The organism is Xanthomonas sp. MLO165, assembly GCF_018831305.1.
Classification (GTDB): domain Bacteria; phylum Pseudomonadota; class Gammaproteobacteria; order Xanthomonadales; family Xanthomonadaceae; genus Xanthomonas; species Xanthomonas arboricola.
The window spans coordinates 357,381-374,687 of record NZ_CP029263.1 but is presented as its reverse complement, the minus strand read 5'-3'; the positions used below and the strand labels follow the sequence as shown (position 1 = coordinate 374,687).

The window sequence follows — 17,307 nt, the reverse complement described above, 5'->3', positions numbered from 1 at the left end:
CGAATATGGAGCAAATTTGAAGATTTGCATCGGCAGACAGCAGGCGCTTGCTTTCGGGGTTTAATGAAGTCCCAATACGGCTGTGCACGACACGCGCTACACCGGCAGCGGCAGGCGCCGCTGCTGCAACCTGCCGTGACTGCAGCAAGCACCCCGTGCCTGACCTCGTTCGCAACAAGGTTGTCCCAGCCTCGATGAAACTCGGAATCACCGCCAAACTCTTCCTTGCCATCCTCAGCGCCTGCATTGCAGTGCTGCTGATCAATGGCCTGGCCGGGCAGCTGTTGCTCAGGAAGCAGTTTCTCGACTATCTCAGCGAGCAGGGCATCGAGCGGATGCTGGAAGTATTGCCGCGCGTGCAGGCCGACTACGCCAAGCACGGCGACTGGAACTTCATCCGCGACAATCCCGACGCCTGGTTCGTGCTGATGCGCCCGGAGCTGCCGCAGAACCTGCCGCCACGCGCGCCACCGATCTCCGATCAGACCGGCGCGGTGTTTCGTTTCGCGCTGCTGGATCGCGACTACCGGGTAATCATCGGCAACCCCGACGTCAGCCGCACCGACACGCTGCGCCCGGTGGTGGTGCACGGACAGACGGTGGGCTGGATGGGCATGCTGCCCTTCGAGAAGGTGCTGACCGCCAACGACGCGCGCTTCTACCAGGCCCAGCAACGTCTGTGGTGGACTGTCGGCGCGGCGTCCATCGTGGTGGCCGCGCTGTTCGGCTGGCTGCTGTCGCGCACCTTGCTGCGGCGCGTGCGCAGCCTGACCGCGGCAACCCATCGCCTGGCGGCCGGCGACTACGGCACGCGACTGGAGGCGCGCATGCGCGATGAGCTCGACCAGCTCGCGCGCGACTTCAACCAGCTGGCGCAGGCACTGGACAACAACGAACGTGCGCGTCGCGATTTCATGGCCGATGTCTCGCACGAGTTGCGTACGCCGCTGGCGGTGCTGCGCGCCGAGCTGGAAGCGCTGCAGGACGGCATCCGGCCGATGACGCGCGAATCGCTGACCTCGTTGCACCAGGAGGTCGGCCAGCTCGGCAAGCTGATCGAGGATCTCTACGACCTGTCGCTCACCGATGTCGGCGCGCTGGCCTACCGGCGCGCGCCGATCGATCTGAGTGTGGTGCTGCAGTCCACGTTGGCCGGCATGCACACGCGCATTGCCGCAGCCGGGCTCACGCTGCAGGCCCACGGCATCACTGCGCCGTTGCGTGTCGACGGCGACGAGCGTCGCCTGCAGCAGCTGCTGTCCAACCTGCTGGAGAACGCCTTGCGCTACACCGATGCCGGCGGCCAGTTGCGGGTGCAGTGCGCACGGCGCGCGCACCTGGTGGAGATCGTGATCGAAGACAGCGCGCCCGGCGTGCCGGCAGACAAGCTCGATCGCCTGTTCGAGCGCTTCTATCGTGTGGAAGGCTCGCGTAATCGCGCCAGCGGCGGCAGCGGGCTGGGCCTGGCGATCTGCCGCAATATCGTCGGCGCGCACGACGGCGAGATCCACGCCACCGCTTCGCCCCTGGGCGGCCTGCGCGTGACGCTGCGGCTGCCGGCCCTGGAGGCCTGATGGACGACACCACCACCGCAGCACCGAACGCACACGTGCTCATCGTCGAAGACGAACCGCGCCTGGCTGCGGTGCTGGGCGAGTATCTGCACGCGGCCGGCTATTCGCATCATTGGGTGGCCGATGGTGCGCAGGCAATTGCTGCGTTTCACGCGCAGTCGCCGGATCTGGTCCTGCTGGACCTGATGCTGCCCAATCGCGATGGCATGGACATCTGCCGCGAGCTGCGCAGCCTCGGCGCGGTGCCGGTGATCATGGTGACCGCGCGCGCCGAAGAGATCGACCGCCTGCTCGGGCTGGAGATCGGTGCCGACGACTACATCTGCAAGCCGTTCAGCCCGCGCGAGGTGATTGCACGGGTGCGCGCGGTGCTGCGCCGCCACCGGCACGATCCCAATGCGGTGCCCACGCATGGATTGCTGATCGATGAGGCCGCCTGCCGCGCCAGCGTGGCCGGGCGCGACCTGGACCTGACCCAGGTCGAGTTCCGCCTGCTGCGCACGCTGTGCGCAGCGCCGGGGCGTGTCTACTCGCGCGAGCAGTTGATGGACCACGTGTATGTGGACCACCGCATCGTCACCGATCGCACCGTGGACAGCCACATCAAGAACCTGCGCCGCAAGCTGGCCGAGGTGGGCGGCGAAGAATGGGTGCGCTCGGTGTACGGCGTGGGCTACCGCTTCGAGTATCTAGCCACCGAAGCGTAATCAATATCCCCCCTCGTAGGAGCGTGCCTGCGCGCGACGCACTCCCGACACCCCAGCAACCACAGGCGCGCGACTCCCAACACTCACACCTTCAACCACCGCGTCGACACCGCCACGCCCACCATCAGCACCGCAACAGCGAGCAAGGCGCCGACCAGGCCGATGCCATGCGCGGCGAAACCGATCAGCGCCGGCCCGGCCAGGATGCCGGCATAGCCCAGTGTGGTGACCGCAGTGATGGCAATGCTCTCCGGCATGCGCGTCTGGTTGCCGGCCAACGAGAACAGGGCCGGCACGATATTGGCGCAGCCCAGGCCGACCAATACGTAACCGGCCAACGAGGCCTGCCATGGGCTCACCAGCGTGAGCACGCAGAAGCCCGCGCTGGCCAGCAGCGCGCCCACCACGATCGAGCGGATGCGCCCCAGGCGCTCCACCACCGCATCGCCCAGCAGGCGCGTCACCGTCATGGTCAATGCAAACACCACATAGCCCACGCCGGCGGTGCTCGGGGCGACCTGGTGAACATCGGCCAGGAACACCGAGCTCCAGTCCAGAATGGTGCCTTCGGCCAGGAACACCACGAACGCCAGGATGCCGATGAACAGCACGATGCCCCTGGGCAGCGCCAGCAACGGCCCCTGTTGCGCCACGCGCTCGGTCCGCCAGTGGCGCACCGACGCCACGGCGACAAGCAGCATGGCGATCGCCCCGGCAACCGCCGCGCTCGGCGGGGAGAGCTGCGCCGACAGCAGCAAGGTCATCGCGCCGGCCCCGACAAACCCGCCGATGCTGAAAAACGCATGGAATCCCGACATCATCGCGCGCCCGGCATCGCGCTCGACCACCACCGCCTGCATGTTCATCGCGCAATCCATCGCGCCCACGCCGGCGCCGAACACGAACAGCACCGCGCCCAGCAACCACGGATCGGCGACCACCGCCAGCAACGGCAGGCTGAGGCAGATCAGCGCCGACGTCACCGCCATGACCGCACGGAAACCGAAGCGTGCCGACACCGCGCCGGCCAGCGGCATCGCCAGGAACGAGCCTGCCCCCAGGCACAGCAGGATCAGGCCAAGCGCGCCATCGTCCACGCCGGTCCTGGCCTTGGCGAATGGCACCAGCACCGCCCAGACCGCGGCAGCAAAGCCGGGAATGAAGAACGCCGCGCGGGTGGCGTGCTGTTGCGCGCGAGCGCTGGAGCCGGGGATTAGCGACATGCAAAAAATTCCAGAAGGAAGCGGCGAGGAGAGTGCGACGGTGGCCCAGGCCGGCGCGCTCGCTGGCCGGACCTGACCACGGCTCCCTTGCGCGTGCTGCGACCGTCCGAGGGGATATGCGACGGTGCGCTAGCGAAACACCACCGTGCGATGGCCATTGAGCACGATGCGGTGCTCGACATGGCGACGCACCGCACGGGCAAGCACCAGCGATTCGGTATCGCTGCCCAGCCGCACCAGATCGCGCGGCGTCATCGCGTGATCCACGCGCGCCACGTCCTGTTCGATGATCGGGCCTTCGTCCAGATCTTCGGTGACGTAATGCGCGGTGGCACCGATGATCTTGACCCCGCGTGCGTGCGCCTGGTGATACGGCTGCGCGCCCTTGAAGCTGGGCAGGAAGCTGTGATGGATATTGATCGCCCGCCCTGCCAAGGCACGGCACAACTCGGGCGAAAGAATCTGCATGTAGCGCGCCAGCACCACCAGATCGATCTGCAGCGCCTCGACCAGCGCAAGCAGCTGCGCTTCCTGCGCGGCGCGCGTGTCGGCGCTCACCGGCAGATGGTGGAAGGCGATGCCATAGGAGGCGGCCAGCGGCGCGAAGTCGGCGTGGTTGGACACCACCGCCGCGATATCCACCGGCAATTGCCGGCTATGCATGCGGAACAGCAGATCGTTGAGGCAATGCCCCTGTTTGCTCACCAGCACCATCAGCCGCGCGCGGCGGCGCGCATCGTGCAGCTGCCAGTCCATCTGGAATTCATCGGCCAGCAGCGCAAAGCGGCGTTCCAGCCCGGCAATGTCTGTGCCCGGCGGTTTGTCGAAGTGCACGCGCAGGAAGAAGCGGCCACTTTCGTCGTCGCCGAACTGCTGTGCGTCGAGGATGTTGCAGGCCAGATCGAACAGCAGCCCGGTCACGCGATAGACGATGCCGGTGCGGTCGGGGCAGGACAGGGTGAGGATGTAGTCGGAGCGCATCGGCACAATGATAGCCAATGCGTCCGGCTGCGGGCGCAGTGCTTGCGCCCGTAACTTTCCGCTGCGACTCAGCGCGGCGGCAGGCGCAGCATCAGCCGCCGATTGATCTCGTCCAGTTGCGCCATCGATGCCTCGACCGAGGTCTCCATCGCTTCCTGGGTGGTGATGTGGGCACGCAGATGCGCCGGATCGGCGAGCTCGCCACGCACCAGAAACACGTTCTCGCCCACCTCGCCAACGTGCCGACTGAGCACCACGTGATCCACCTGGTCGAAGCCATGTTGCTTGGCCAGCGGCAGCAGGCGCGCGGCCATGCGGACACTGGCCTCGTCGGTGGGTTTGTTCAACTCGGCGTCGAGCGCGGCCACCGCTTCGCGGATCTGCGCGAACAGATAGTGGTCCGGATGCTCGGGATGGTCCGGGCCCACCGGGCCCTGGTCAACGACCGGTACGGCGGTCATCGTGTACCACCGGCGCAGATCAGTGCGCGCGGTGTGCGCTCGGTCGAACCGAGCGTGATATGCAGGTGTCGCATCGCATCCTCCCTGGAGCGGCGGCTGTCACGAGCCGGCATTTTAGAAGGTCTGCTGCATGTTGAGGTGAGCAAGACGCATCGCGCGTCACCTGCAAGGCCAGGCACGCTGCGCAGAACCCACGCGCGCGCCTGGGTTGCGATCAGGCCTGCCCGGCCCGCCGCGCCGATACTTCTGCCAGCACCGCCCAGTCGGCGTTGCCGTCGCCATGCGCGATGGCCTCGTCCAGCCCGGCGCGCAGCAACTCGCCCAGTGGCATCGGCACCTGCCTGTCGGCGCCGGCCTGGATCGCCAGATCCACATCCTTGCGGCCCAGGGTGGCAGTGAAGCCGGCGGGCAGGTATTCGCGCTGCATGATCAGGCGGCCGTAGCCCTGGTACGCGGGCGCGGCGAACAAGGTGCTGGTGAGCATGCCCAGGAACTGGGTGGCATCCACGCCGTGGCCGCGTGCCAGCGCGCTGGCTTCGGCCATGGCGCCGATCGCGCTGGCCAGGCAGAAGTTGGCCGCCAGCTTGACCGCATTGGCCTGCTCGGGGGTGTGGCCGATCTCCCAGGTGCGCTGACCGAGCACATCGAACATCGGCTGCACGCGCGCCAGCGCCGCCTCGTCGCCGGCGGCCAGAATGTTGAGCTTGCCGGCTTCGGCCACATCGACCCGGCCGAGCACCGGCGCGGCCACATAGGCCACGCCGCGCTCGGCATGCAGGGCGGTCAGCTCGTGCGCCAGTGCCACCGAGATGGTGGCCATGTTGACGTGCACGCTGCCGGCCGGCAGCGCGTCCAGTACGCCTTGCTCCAGCACGGTGGCACGCACCGCGTTGTCGTCGGCCAGCATCGAAAACAGCAACGGGCCGTGCGCGGCGTCGCGCGGTGCATCCACCACCGTGGCACCGGCCTCGCGCAGCGACTGCGCGCGCTCCGGCGAGCGATTCCACACACGCAGTTCAAAACCGCCGCGCAGCAGGTTGTGCGCCATCGGCAGGCCCATCGTCCCCAAGCCCAGAAATCCTATCGGCATGCGTTGTCCTTGTTCGTTATGACGTCTATCGGATGGATCAGCTGGCGAATACGCCACGCGCATCGCGTGGCTCGCAGCGCAGGTATTGCGGCGAGGGCGTGACCGACGCGCCGAGTGCGGCAGCGGCATGCCACGGCCAGCGTGGGTCGTACAGGATGCCGCGCGCCAGCGCGATCGCATCGGCCTGGCCGTCCTGCAGGATCGCCTCGGCCTGCGCCGGCTCGGTGATCAGGCCCACGCCGATCACCGGCGTGCTGACCTGCGCCTTGATCTGCTGCGCAAACGGAATCTGATAGCCCGCCTGCACCGGAATCTGCTGGCGCGGATCCAGCCCGCCGCTGGAGACATGGATGTAGTGCGCACCGCGCGCATCCAGCGCCTTGGACAAGGCGAGGCTCTGCTCGAGATCCCAGCCGCCCTCTACCCAATCGGTGGCAGAGATGCGCACGCCGATGGCAATCTTGTCCGACACCGCCGCGCGCACCGCGTCGAAGATGCGCAGCGTCAGCCGCATGCGGTTTTCCAGTGAGCCGCCATACGCATCGCTGCGCTGATTGCTCAGCGGCGACAGGAACTGATGCATCAGATAGCCATGCGCGGCATGCAGCTCGATCAGCGCCAGGCCCAGGCGTTCGGCGCGCTGTGCCGCATCGACAAAGGCCTGCACCACCGCATCGATGCCGGCCTGGTCCAGTGCCTGCGGCAACGGCTGACCGTCACGGAACGCCAGTGCCGATGCGGACACGGTCTGCCAGCCATGCGCGTGATCCGGCGCGATGGCCTCGCCGCCGTTCCACGGCAGATCGGTGGAGGCCTTGCGCCCGGCATGCGCCAGTTGGATGCCGATCGGCATCGGCGACCACCGCCGGACCGAGTCCAGCACCTCGCCCAGCGCCTGCTCGGTGGCATCGTCGTACAAGCCGAGGTCGGCGTAGGAGATGCGCCCCTGCGGCTGCACCGCGGCCGCTTCCAGGATCAGCAGGCCGGCACCGGATTGCGACAAGGTGCCCAGATGGATGCGGTGCCAGTCGCTGGCGCGGCCGTCCTGTGCGGAGTACTGGCACATCGGGGCGATGACGATCCGGTTGGCGAGCGCAAGCGGACCGAAGCGGATGGGGGAGAACAACTGGCTCAAGGGGGCATCCACAGATGACACGGGGATGCCCATTGCACTGCGCCACGCGCGTGGGCACAACCGCTGCGATGGATCACTGCGTCATGCCGAGCGCGCACTGGCGTCGTTGACGCTGCGTGCACACAGCGGATCGAACGGCGCATGCAGGAACGCCAGCGCCTGCGCGCATGACTGTTCGACCTTCAGGCTGAGCAGCTCGTCCGCACGGGTGCGCCCGAAGTTGAGCGCGGCGATCGGCAGGCCGGCCTTGGCCGCGGCCTGTACGAAACGAAAGCCCGAATACACCATCAGCGACGAGCCCACCACCAGCACCGCATCAGCCGCCTGCAGATGCGTAAATGCGCGCTCCACGCGCTCGCGCGGCACGTTCTCGCCAAAGAACACCACATCCGGCTTCAGCACGCCGCCGCACACCGGGCACGGCGGCACCACAAAACTGTCGAAGGCGACATCGTCCAGATCCGCATCGCCATCGGGCGCCTGCGCGGCGTCCAGGTCGGCCCAGCCGGGGTTGGCGTGCTCGAGCAGCAGCTGGAATTCGGTACGGGGCATGCGCCGCTCGCAGCCCATGCAGCGCACCACATCGAGCCGGCCATGCAGATCGATCACCGCCTGACTGCCGGCGGCCTGATGCAGGCGGTCCACGTTTTGCGTCAGCAGCAGTTCCAGCTGGCCGCGCGCTTCCAGTGCGGCCAATGCGTGATGGGTGGCATTGGGTTGCGCCAGCCCGAAGCGTGGCCAGCCGACCAGGCTGCGCGCCCAATAGCGCTGCCGCGTGGACAGCTCGCCCATGAAGGCCTGGAAGGTGACCTGTTGCGGACGCTTCCAGCCGCCTTGCAGATCGCGGTAATCGGGAATGCCCGAATCGGTGCTGCAACCGGCGCCGGTGAGCACGAACAGGCGCCGATGGCGCTCGATGAAGTCTTGCAACGCGTTGCTGTCCTGAACTGCTACCGCCGTCATCGCGCAACTCCGGTGGCCATGAGGTAACTGTGCAGCAACACCACCAGTTGCGCCTGCAGCGGCGCAATCCGCACCGCAGGCGCACCCTCCTCGAGCAGGCTTTTCACCGGCCCGGTGATGGCCGCCATGCCGATCTCGGCCACCGCCTCGCAATCGTCGAAGCGCACATCCGCAGCGGTGGCCAGCGCCGCGGCAAACGCCTGTTGCGAGCGCTTGCGCGCCTGCGACCCCAGCGCGGCGCCACCATGCAGTTCGGCAATGGCGTACAGCGCGCGCGAGACGTCCACATGCTGCAGCTTGGCCTGCACGAAGGCATGCACCAAGGCCTCGCACTGCTGCGCCAGCGTGCGCCCGTGTTGTTGCGCGCAGGCCCGTTCCACCGCGTCGATCACCGCCTGCAGGTGCCACTGCAGCAACGCGATCAACATCGCCTGCCGATTGGGGTAGTACTGGTACACGCTGCCGACCGACACGCCGGCACGCTCGGCCACCCGCGTGGTGGTGCAGCCCTGCAGTCCGTCGGCTACCAGCACCTGGATGCTGGCCTGGCGGATGACCTCCACGGTGGCGCGCGAGCGCGCTTGCTGCGGGGCCTTGCGCGGTGCTGGCAGGGGGAATGAGGTGCTCACGAAGGCGACTGTACACACGGATGGGTGGCACATAGTCTGGGGGCCTTCTTGGTGATTCCAAGCAAGCGCCCCTCTCCAGCTCCACACCCCTGGCGCTGCACGGCGACGCTGAGCGCCAGATTGCTTCACCGTGTTGCTGGCGAAGCACTGCGTAACGCAGGCTTTGCGGTCAATGCGCCGATGCGGTAAATCACGATCGTACCGCCACCGATCTCGACGACCACGCCGGTCCAGGCAGCGTCGAACAAGCGGCTGCCAGCGTAGCGCGGGTTGCGATGTCCGAGCTGGCACCGGCGCGATGACACCGAGGGCGGAATGATTGGCCTGGTGATGCGCACCGAATGACGCACAGCCGGCAACCTACTGCACACGGTTGAAACCGCTTGAAAACACGTTCCACGTCACAGATCGGCACGCGGGTCCGCCAACTTAGCGTGATCGGGCGCACACGCAATGCTGCGGAAACATGGCGCCGCGACAGTGGGCAGCTCCCCCGCTGACCCCACTCCTGCCATGCCCTACACCCACATCCGGACGCGCTCCGGAGTGCGTCGTGCCGTGTCGCGTCGTCCGCTCGCCGTCCTGCTTGCACTGACCCTGGCCACCCCCGCGCTCGCGCAGGAAGCCGCACCCGCCACGCCTGCCACCCGCAAGGGCGAGGACGGCATCTTCTCGCTGGATCGGATGATCGTCACCGGTGCCGGCCAGGCCCAGAACCAGTTCGACGCCTCGTATGCGATCACCGCGCTGACCGCCGAGCAGATCGACAAGCTGGCCCCGCTCAACCTGGCCAGCCTGATCGGCTCGATGCCCGGCATCTATGCCGAATCCACCGGCGGCGAAGTGCAGAACGTCTACCGCATCCGCGGCATTCCCGACGAAGGCTCGTTTGCCGTGATCCAGGAAGACGGCATCAGCCCCTACCCGGACAACAACGGCTACTTCTACAAGACCGAAGGCCTGGTGCGCCCGGACCTGATGGTCGAATCGGTGGAAACCGTGCGCGGCGGGCCATCGCCGATCTTCGCTTCCAATGCCGCGGCCATCGTCAATTTCGTCACCCGCCAGGGCGGCGACACCCCCGAAGGCGCAGTGCGCACCACCGTCGGCGACACCGGGCTGTATCGGCTCGATGGCTACTGGTCGGGCAAGCTTGCCGACGGCTGGTACCTGGCTGCCGGCGGCTTCGTGCGGCGCAACGACGGCTACCGCGACGTGGGCTTTCCGGCCGACGAGGGCGGGCAGTTCCGCATGAACCTCACGCATACGCTGGAGCACGGCAAGCTGACCTTCACCGCCAAGCATCTGGACGACAAGAACGCGTTCTACATGCCGATCCCGCTGTACGACCCACGCGACACCGCGCGTTCGCTGGACCCGTTGATCGACCGCTTCACCGGCACCTTGAGCAGCGCGCAGCTGAAACGCGCCAGCATCGTCTCCAGCGATGCCAACGGCGCGCCGCAGCGCGAGTTGCGCGACCTGTCCGATGGCCGCCACATGAAGTTCAACCATCTGGGCGCCAACCTGGACCTGGCCTTCGACAACGGCTGGAGCCTGTCCAACAAGGCCATCGTCAATCGCCTGGACATGACCTTCGACGCGCTGTATTCCAGCAATGCGCCGCAGGACGCCGCCGCGTATGCCAACAGCCGCCGCGCCGCCGCCAGCGCCGCGTTTCCCGGCCTGAGCTCGCTGGGCTACGTCTACACCGACGACGGTAGCCGCTTCGATCCGGCCAGCACCGACGGCCTGGTGATCCAGGGCCAGTACCGCGCCATGAACGTACGCGCCGATTCGTTCGCCGACGACCTGCGCCTGCACCGCCGCTTCGACTGGGGCGGCGACAGCCACGACATCACGCTCGGCGTGTACGGCGCCTATTACGCGCGTTCCTACAATTCGCGTTACCAGAGCTATCTGCTGGAGATGCGGCAGAACCCGCGCACGATCGACCTGCTCGGCTACGACGCGGCCGGCAACGTGGTCGGAGGCGTGACCAAGGACGGCGTGGTGATCTACGGCGCCGACCGCACCCAGGGCAAGGCCTACACCAGCATGCTGGCGCCCTACATCGCCGACACCTGGCAGGTGACCGACAAGCTGCGCCTGGAGGCCGGCGTGCGTCACGAGCGCTACCGCTACCGCGCCTGGAGCATGCTGCGCAGCACCGGCAACTTGGGCATGGCCGACACCCTGGCCGACGATGCCGCGCGCCTGTTCACCGGGGCCCGCGCACACACCGCGCTGGACGTGGGCGTGACCAACTGGACCGCGGGCTTCAACTACGACATCAATCCCACCGTCGGCATCTACGGCCGCGCCTCGCGTGCGCACCGCGCACCCAGCGAGGGCGCCAACGAGGGCAACGTCAACATCCCCACCGCCGACCAGTTCGAGCTCGGCACCAAGCTCAACTTCGACACGCTGGACCTGTTTGCCACCGCCTTCTACACCAAGTACGACCCGTACAACATCGGCACCAGCGCGGTGAATCCGCAGACCGGCGCGGCCGAATCCAAGGACTACCGCGGCAGCGTTACCAATCCCGGCATCGAACTGGCGGCGGTGTGGACGCCGGCGCAGTGGCTACGTCTTGATGCCAACCTGACCTACAACGACACCAAGGTGTCCGACCTGACCGAAGTGGTGGCCAATGGCGCAGTGGCCGTGGTCGACGTGGACGGCAACATGCCCAACCGCCAGCCGAAGCTGTACGGCAATGCCGGCCCGACGCTGTTGTTCACCACCGGTGCGTTCGATTGGGAAACCTCGTTGCGCTACGCCTACGTGGGCAAGCGCTACGCCGACCTGGAAAACACCACCGAGCTGGCCGCCTACGACACCCTGGCGGCCAACATCCTGGTGCGCAACGGGCCGTGGGACGTGCAGCTGTCGGTGGACAACCTGACCAACACCTTTGCGCTGACCGAAGGCAACCCGCGCACCGACACCATCTCCGGCCAGGGCACGCGCGCGCCGATCTACGGCCGGCCGATCTACGAGCGCAACTCGCGGCTGGTGGTGACCTACCACTTCTGAGTGCGCCGGCGTCCGGGGTGTCGCAGCCTCATGCCAGCGCTCCACTTCCCGATCCATCGCCTGCAGCGCCGTAGCTGCGCTGCAGGCCACAAGGACTGCCATGACAGCTTCCCGTCTTGCCTGTGCGCTGCTGGTTGCAGCAGCGACGTGTTCCGGCGATGCCGCCGCCTGGGGCCACCGCGCGCATGCCGCCATCGACAGCGCCGCCGTGCAGGCCCTGCCCGACGACGGCCCGGTCTTCCTCAAGCAGTACGCGCGGGTGATCGCCGACGGCGCCACGCTGCCGGACGGCTGGCGCAGCGAAAGCGAACCCTTCCTCAAGATCGACGAAGACCCCAACCACGGCTGGTTCCGCGAGCAGTTCGCCTTCATGCAGCACCCGCCGCGCTCGCGCTACGCCTTCGTGCTGGCGCTGTACGACGAACAACGGCGCATCGCCGGCAGCGACCCGCAACTGGCGCAGCGCATGAACGTGCGTTGGGCCGGCACCTTGCCGTACGCCGCCACCGAAGGCTACCAACGCATCGTCGCGACCATGCGGCAGCTGCGCACGCTGCGCGCCAAGGGCCAGGACACCCGAGAGCTCGAACGCAACTGCGCGTTCTACGTCAGCTGGTTTGCGCACTACATCGGCGATGGCGCGCAGCCGCAGCACGACAGCATCCATCACGACGGCTGGCAGGGGCCGAACCCGCACGGCTACAGCACCGACCCGAAGGTGCACGGCAAGTTCGAGAGCGATTACGTGGAGAAGATTGCGCTGACCCCGCAGGACCTGCTGAGCCGCATGCCGGCCCTGGCGCACCAGGATGGCGATGTGTTCGAGCAGATCCTGGGCTTTCTCGACATCGGTACCGGCCGTGTCGAGCAGGTCTATCGCCTGGAAAAGGCCGGCGCCTTCGACGATGCGTCCAGCAGCGCCGGCCGCGCGATGGTCTATCGCACCGCCGGCGACGGCGCGGCGATGCTGCGCGACCTGCTGGTGCGCGCCTGGCGCGAAAGCGCGCTGCGGCCCGGCGCCTCCACGCCACCCAGCATGGACCCACGCCATCCGCAGTACGACCCGGCGACCGGATCTGCACCTGCCGGCACCTCGCCCACGCTGTAACCGCCGATGGCGACAGGAGGGGCCGCCATCGGCGTGCCGACCTGCGCGGCGGCACAGCGCAGCGCGCCCTACAGATCGCGCGTGCCGTCACGCCGCGTCAGTGAGCGTTGGCGGCCTGTTCGACAAAGCGCAGCAGATCCTGATTGAAGCGCGGGCTGTCTTCCAGAAACGGGGCATGCCCGGCGTCGGGATACAGCACCGTCTGCGCACGCGGCTGCAGCTGCCGTGCACGTGCTAGCGTCGGCCCGGTGGTCACTAGCGCATCGCGCGCGCCGTACATCAGCAGCACCGGCAACTGCGTGCGTTGCAGGCCGGCAACGTCGATCGACATGCCCTGCACGGCACGCTGCATGTCCCACGAGGCCAGCGACGCGTTGGCCAGCAAGGTTTCAAACACTGGCGCCGGAGGCTGGGTGGCAAAACACAGCCGCAGGAAGTCCTGCACCGCCTGCAGGTGCGTGCGCAGGTCGTCGGAGACCAGATCGCGATAGATCGCCGGATGCGCGCCCAGTTGCTCTGCGCGCAATTCGATCACGCCATCGACATACACCACGCCGCCAAGCCCTTCGTCGCCGTAACGGGTGAGGTAGTTGCTGATCACCGCACCGCCCAGCGACCAACCCACCAGCACCGCATCGCGCGCGTCTGCGGCCTTCACCACGGCGGCAAGGTCGTCGGCCCAGCGCATGCCGTCCCGATACGCGGACGCTGCCGCCGGCTTGCCGGACAGCCCATGCCCGCGCAGGTCGTAGGTGATCAAGCGATAGCCATGCAGGCGCGGATCGGCCAGCTGCGCGTCCCAATCGATGCGGCTGCCGAGCAGGCCGTGCACGAACACGATTGCCCGGCCATCAGTGCCGCCATGCTCCTGCACGGCCAGGGCCACGCCGTCGGGCGCGGTGACGGTGTAGCTGCGCGACGCCGGGGATGAGGCCGGCCCCGCCGCCGCCAAGGTTGAAGAGAACAGCAGCAGGCAGGCCAGCAGGTAGCGCATCGGCAACATGCCAATGACGGGCAGAAAGCGAACAGGCATCGGAGTGAGCTCCAGACAATGGGAGCCACCATCCTCGAGCCTCACACCAATGTGAGGGTCAAGCATTGCGTGCAACGTATGCTGGGCGCATGGCCACATCGTCCGAACCCTCACTGAGCATTGGCGCGCTGGCGCTGCAGACCGGCGCCAGCGTACGCTCGCTTCGTCACTACGACGCGCATGGGCTGCTGACCTCCTCGCGCAGCGCAAACGGCTACCGGGTGTTTCCCGCCGCCTGCGTTGCACAGGTGCGGCAGATCCAGCGCCTGATCGCCACCGGCTTCAGCCTGGACGACATCCTCGGCTTCCCCGATTGCATGCGTCTGGTGGAAGGCGCGCAGATGTGCCCGGAAACCGCGCAGGCGCATCGGGCACGCCTGCAGCTGATCGAGCGCCAGCTGGCCGACCTGGAGCGGCGCCGTGCGCGTTTGCTGGAAACCCTGGCACAGGGTGCGGCGGATGCCGCGGCCACGCTGCCGCCTGCAGCGCAGACCAGACGCAGCAAGCGGGCGCGCTAGAGCGGCTGACAGACACCGCGCAGTCGTGCAGCCAGTCGCGCTTGCACGCGGCGGTCGAGCCGCGTCACTCGCCGCGTGCAGGGTGCGGCGCAAAGCGCCCGTATGGCCGCGTGTCGTCGGCGCGCTGGCGCAGCACGTAGGCCGCGGCGAAGGCGAGCGCCAGCAAGGTCAGGCACATGCCGACCAGCGCGCCCCAGCCACCGTGTTGCCAGAACCAGCCGCCGAGCGCGCCGATCACGCTGGAGCCGGCGTAATACGCCAGCAGATACAGCGATGCGGCGTGACTGCGGTGCGCACCGCCGAGCCGGCTCACCCACGCGCTGGCCGCCGAATGCGCAATGAAGAAGCCGATCGTCAGCAACACGATGCCGCCCACCACCAGCGCCAGCACATGCGCCAGGGTCAGCGCCACGCCGAGCACGCACAGCACGATGCCGGTGGTGACCACCGGGCCGCGCCCGAAACGGTCCGACGCCGCACCGGCCACCGACGAACTGACGATGCCGAACACATAGGCGCTGAAGATCATGCCGATCTGGCTCTGGCTCAGGCCGAATTCCGGCCCGCCCAGCCGGAAGCCGGCGTAGTTGTAGAGGCAGACGAACACGCCCATCAACAGGAACGGCAGCGCGAACAGGAACGGCAGGTTGCGGTCGCGCAGATGCCCGGCCCAGGCGCGCAGATGGAAGCGCAGGTTGATGCCGTGCCGGCGCACGAAGTTGCGCGACGGCGGCAGCAACCAGAAGAACGCCAGCGCGCACAGCAGGTCGAACACGCTCAACACCGCCAGCGCGGTGCGCCAGTCGTAGTGATCGGTCAGCACGCTCATCACGATGCGACCGCTCATGCCGCCGAAGGCATTGCCGGCCACATACAGGCCGGTGGCCGCGCCCATCTTGTTGGCCGGCAGTTCCTCGCCCAGATACACCATCGCCACCGCCGGCACCCCGCCCAGCGCGATACCGGACAAGGTGCGCACCAGCACCAGCGCGCCCCAGTGCGGCAGGAAGGCGGCGACCAGGTTGAGCACCGCGGCCAGTGCGATCGATACGAACATCAACCCGCGCCGGCCCAGGTTCTCCGACACTGCGCCGGCACAGAAGATCGCCAGGGCCAGCGCGCCGGTGGCCAGCGACAACGGCAGCGAGGCGGTGGCCGCGTCCACGCCAAAAGCGCGTGCAAACTCCGGAAGCACCGGCTGCACGCTGTACAGCAGCGAGAAGGTGGCAAAGCCGGCCAGGAATAGGGCCAGGCGGATGCGGCCGCTGGCCGGCGCATCGGCGGCGGCGGCGTTGTCGGCAGGGCCGGCGGTGGCGCCCGGCAGGCTGCCGGTGCGGCGATCAGGAGGGGACACGGGCGCAGCATCGAGACGTGGGACGGCGAGTATTCGCCTGCGCTGACCCCCTGTCCAATATATGATTCTGGCAGTTTCCATATGCAGAACAGATAGAATGGAACTTCGCCACCTGCGCTACTTCCTGGCTGTCGCCGAGGAGGGCAACTTCACCCGCGCCGCAGCGCGGGTCGGCGTCGGCCAGCCGCCCTTGAGCCAGCAGATCCAGGCGCTGGAGCGCGATCTGGGCACGCCGCTGTTCCGGCGCACCCACAGCGGCGCCGAGCTGACCCCGGCCGGCGAGGCCTTCCTGGTCGAGGTGCGCCGCGTGCTCGCCGATGTGGAGCGCGCCGCCGAAACCGCACGGCGGGTGGCGCGCGGCGAATCCGGCCGGCTGCGGCTGGGCTTCACCGCCTCGGCCGCGTTCAACCCGGTGGTGCCGCACCTGATCCGCGACTTTCGCCGGCAATGGCCGCAGGTCGAGCTGTTGCTGGAAGAGACCAACACCGCCGGGCTGCTGCTGGCCCTGGCCGATGGCCGCCTGGACGCGGCCTTCGTGCGCTACGGCCTGAGCACGCCGCCCGACCTGCAACTGCTGCGCTTTGCCGACGAACCGATGAAGATCGCCGTGCCCACCGCGCATCGGCTGGCCGCCCGCAACAGCGCGCCACTGGCGGCGCTGGCGGGCGAACCGTTCATCCTGTTCCCGCGCAGCTTCGGGTCCAGCCTGTACGACGAGATCCTCGCCGCCTGCCGGCAATCCGGCGTGACCCTGCGCATCACCCAGGAGGCGCCGCAGATGTCGTCCATCGTCAACCTGGTCGCCGCCGAACTGGGCGTGTCGGTGGTGCCGGCCTCCACTGCGCAGCTGCAGCTGCCCGGCGTGCGCTATCTGGATATCGAAGGCCAGATGCCGCTGGCCCGGCTGGCCCTGGCAGTCGCGCCGGGCGCCCTGGACACCGCGCCACTGGTCCAGCATCTGTGGGCGCTGGCGGAAGTGCTGTGAGCCAGGCTGATCTCGAGCCGACAGCACCACGGTTGTTGTAGGAGCGCACCCGTGCGCGACGTGGCTCTCCCGGTAAGGCCCTCGCGCACAGGTGCGCTCCTACACCTGCCAACAGATGGCCAGATGCCGCTGGCCAGGCTGGCGCTGGCGGAAGTGCTGTGAGCCAGGCTGATCTTGAGCCGACAGCACCACGGTTGTTGTAGGAGCGCACCCGTGCGCGATGTGGCTCTACCGGTAACGCCCTCGCGCACAAGTGCGCTCCTACACCTGCCAACAGATGGCCAGACGCCGCTGGCCAGGCTGGCCCTGGCGGAAGTGCTGTGAGCCCGGCTGATCTCGAGCCGACAGCACCACGGTTGTTGTAGGAGCGCACTTGTGCGCGATGTGGCTCTCCCGGTAACGCCCTCGCGCACAAGTGCGCTCCTACCTGCCAACAGATGGCCAGATGCCGCTGGCCAGGCTGGCGCTGGCGGAAGTGCTGTGAGCCAGGCTGATCTCGAGCCG

At 67.8% G+C, this 17,307-nt stretch carries 15 protein-coding genes; 6 read left to right on the top strand and 9 right to left on the bottom strand.

Annotated features, from left to right (window positions below):
• Positions 1-194: 194 nt before the first annotated feature.
• Positions 195-1,574, top strand: a complete 1,380-nt coding sequence (gene baeS / locus DGN21_RS01625) for a sensor histidine kinase efflux regulator BaeS (RefSeq protein ID WP_184577816.1) — start codon at positions 195-197, stop codon at positions 1,572-1,574.
• A complete protein-coding gene (locus tag DGN21_RS01620; RefSeq protein WP_184577814.1) occupies positions 1,574-2,281 on the top strand; it encodes a response regulator in 708 nt (235 codons plus the stop codon). The genes baeS and DGN21_RS01620 overlap by 1 nt, the downstream gene beginning before the upstream one ends.
• A gap of 83 nt (positions 2,282-2,364) precedes the next feature.
• On the opposite strand, the gene DGN21_RS01615 is transcribed toward DGN21_RS01620, so the two are convergent.
• The 7 genes from DGN21_RS01615 to DGN21_RS01585 all read right to left on the bottom strand — a co-directional run bounded on the left by DGN21_RS01615 (position 2,365) and on the right by DGN21_RS01585 (position 8,763).
• Positions 2,365-3,504: an MFS transporter gene (locus tag DGN21_RS01615; RefSeq protein ID WP_184577811.1), complete on the bottom strand. Its 1,140-nt coding sequence runs from the start codon at positions 3,502-3,504 to the stop codon at positions 2,365-2,367.
• A 129-nt stretch (positions 3,505-3,633) separates the two neighbouring features.
• Positions 3,634-4,485, bottom strand: a complete 852-nt coding sequence (purU, locus tag DGN21_RS01610; RefSeq protein ID WP_215825227.1) for a formyltetrahydrofolate deformylase — start codon at positions 4,483-4,485, stop codon at positions 3,634-3,636.
• Between the two features lie 68 nt (positions 4,486-4,553).
• Entirely contained in the window at positions 4,554-4,946 is a 393-nt protein-coding gene (locus DGN21_RS01605; protein WP_047126299.1) for an XVIPCD domain-containing protein, read from the bottom strand.
• A 214-nt stretch (positions 4,947-5,160) separates the two neighbouring features.
• The gene (locus tag DGN21_RS01600) at positions 5,161-6,036 is read right to left on the bottom strand and encodes an NAD(P)-dependent oxidoreductase (RefSeq protein WP_104591214.1); all 876 of its coding nucleotides are present in this window, start codon (positions 6,034-6,036) and stop codon (positions 5,161-5,163) included.
• A 37-nt stretch (positions 6,037-6,073) separates the two neighbouring features.
• On the bottom strand, positions 6,074-7,192 hold the full coding sequence (locus tag DGN21_RS01595) for an NADH:flavin oxidoreductase/NADH oxidase (protein ID WP_184551306.1): 1,119 nt from the start codon (positions 7,190-7,192) through the stop codon (positions 6,074-6,076).
• 60 nt (positions 7,193-7,252) lie between these two features.
• Complete coding sequence (locus tag DGN21_RS01590; RefSeq protein ID WP_184577808.1) at positions 7,253-8,134, bottom strand: NAD-dependent protein deacetylase; 882 nt, start codon at positions 8,132-8,134, stop codon at positions 7,253-7,255.
• Complete coding sequence (locus DGN21_RS01585; protein ID WP_024939804.1) at positions 8,131-8,763, bottom strand: TetR/AcrR family transcriptional regulator; 633 nt, start codon at positions 8,761-8,763, stop codon at positions 8,131-8,133. The genes DGN21_RS01590 and DGN21_RS01585 overlap by 4 nt, the downstream gene beginning before the upstream one ends.
• Positions 8,764-9,321: 558 nt before the next feature.
• Here DGN21_RS01585 and DGN21_RS01580 point away from each other — a divergent pair.
• Positions 9,322-11,805, top strand: a complete 2,484-nt coding sequence (locus DGN21_RS01580) for a TonB-dependent receptor (RefSeq protein WP_252374680.1) — start codon at positions 9,322-9,324, stop codon at positions 11,803-11,805.
• Between the two features lie 100 nt (positions 11,806-11,905).
• On the top strand, positions 11,906-12,913 hold the full coding sequence (locus tag DGN21_RS01575) for a nuclease (protein ID WP_252374679.1): 1,008 nt from the start codon (positions 11,906-11,908) through the stop codon (positions 12,911-12,913).
• Positions 12,914-13,010: 97 nt separating this feature from the next.
• Here DGN21_RS01575 and DGN21_RS01570 read toward each other — a convergent pair whose 3' ends face one another.
• Positions 13,011-13,946 carry an alpha/beta hydrolase gene (locus DGN21_RS01570; protein ID WP_215825090.1) on the bottom strand — a complete coding sequence of 312 codons (936 nt, stop codon included), beginning with the start codon at positions 13,944-13,946 and terminating at the stop codon, positions 13,011-13,013.
• Positions 13,947-14,035: 89 nt separating this feature from the next.
• On the opposite strand from DGN21_RS01570, the gene DGN21_RS01565 reads away from it, so the two are divergent.
• Positions 14,036-14,464, top strand: coding sequence for a MerR family transcriptional regulator (locus tag DGN21_RS01565; RefSeq protein WP_039528903.1), 429 nt, complete (start codon positions 14,036-14,038; stop codon positions 14,462-14,464).
• Positions 14,465-14,528: 64 nt separating this feature from the next.
• Here DGN21_RS01565 and DGN21_RS01560 read toward each other — a convergent pair whose 3' ends face one another.
• Positions 14,529-15,899: an MFS transporter gene (locus tag DGN21_RS01560; protein WP_126965432.1), complete on the bottom strand. Its 1,371-nt coding sequence runs from the start codon at positions 15,897-15,899 to the stop codon at positions 14,529-14,531.
• A gap of 16 nt (positions 15,900-15,915) precedes the next feature.
• Here DGN21_RS01560 and DGN21_RS01555 point away from each other — a divergent pair, with 16 nt between their 5' ends.
• Positions 15,916-16,803, top strand: a complete 888-nt coding sequence (locus DGN21_RS01555) for a LysR family transcriptional regulator (RefSeq protein ID WP_126965433.1) — start codon at positions 15,916-15,918, stop codon at positions 16,801-16,803.
• Positions 16,804-17,307: the final 504 nt, after the last annotated feature.

Coding starts and splice junctions, on each gene's coding strand:
- DGN21_RS01600 (WP_104591214.1), bottom strand. CDS start 6,036: ATGCCGATAGGATTTCTGGGCTTGGGGACGATGGGCCTGCCGATGGCG.
- DGN21_RS01560 (WP_126965432.1), bottom strand. CDS start 15,899: ATGGAAACTGCCAGAATCATATATTGGACAGGGGGTCAGCGCAGGCGA.
- DGN21_RS01590 (WP_184577808.1), bottom strand. CDS start 8,134: ATGACGGCGGTAGCAGTTCAGGACAGCAACGCGTTGCAAGACTTCATC.
- DGN21_RS01555 (WP_126965433.1), top strand. CDS start 15,916: ATGGAACTTCGCCACCTGCGCTACTTCCTGGCTGTCGCCGAGGAGGGC.
- DGN21_RS01570 (WP_215825090.1), bottom strand. CDS start 13,946: ATGCCTGTTCGCTTTCTGCCCGTCATTGGCATGTTGCCGATGCGCTAC.
- purU (WP_215825227.1), bottom strand. CDS start 4,485: ATGCGCTCCGACTACATCCTCACCCTGTCCTGCCCCGACCGCACCGGC.
- DGN21_RS01615 (WP_184577811.1), bottom strand. CDS start 3,504: ATGTCGCTAATCCCCGGCTCCAGCGCTCGCGCGCAACAGCACGCCACC.
- DGN21_RS01620 (WP_184577814.1), top strand. CDS start 1,574: ATGGACGACACCACCACCGCAGCACCGAACGCACACGTGCTCATCGTC.
- DGN21_RS01575 (WP_252374679.1), top strand. CDS start 11,906: ATGACAGCTTCCCGTCTTGCCTGTGCGCTGCTGGTTGCAGCAGCGACG.
- DGN21_RS01565 (WP_039528903.1), top strand. CDS start 14,036: ATGGCCACATCGTCCGAACCCTCACTGAGCATTGGCGCGCTGGCGCTG.
- baeS (WP_184577816.1), top strand. CDS start 195: ATGAAACTCGGAATCACCGCCAAACTCTTCCTTGCCATCCTCAGCGCC.
- DGN21_RS01605 (WP_047126299.1), bottom strand. CDS start 4,946: ATGACCGCCGTACCGGTCGTTGACCAGGGCCCGGTGGGCCCGGACCAT.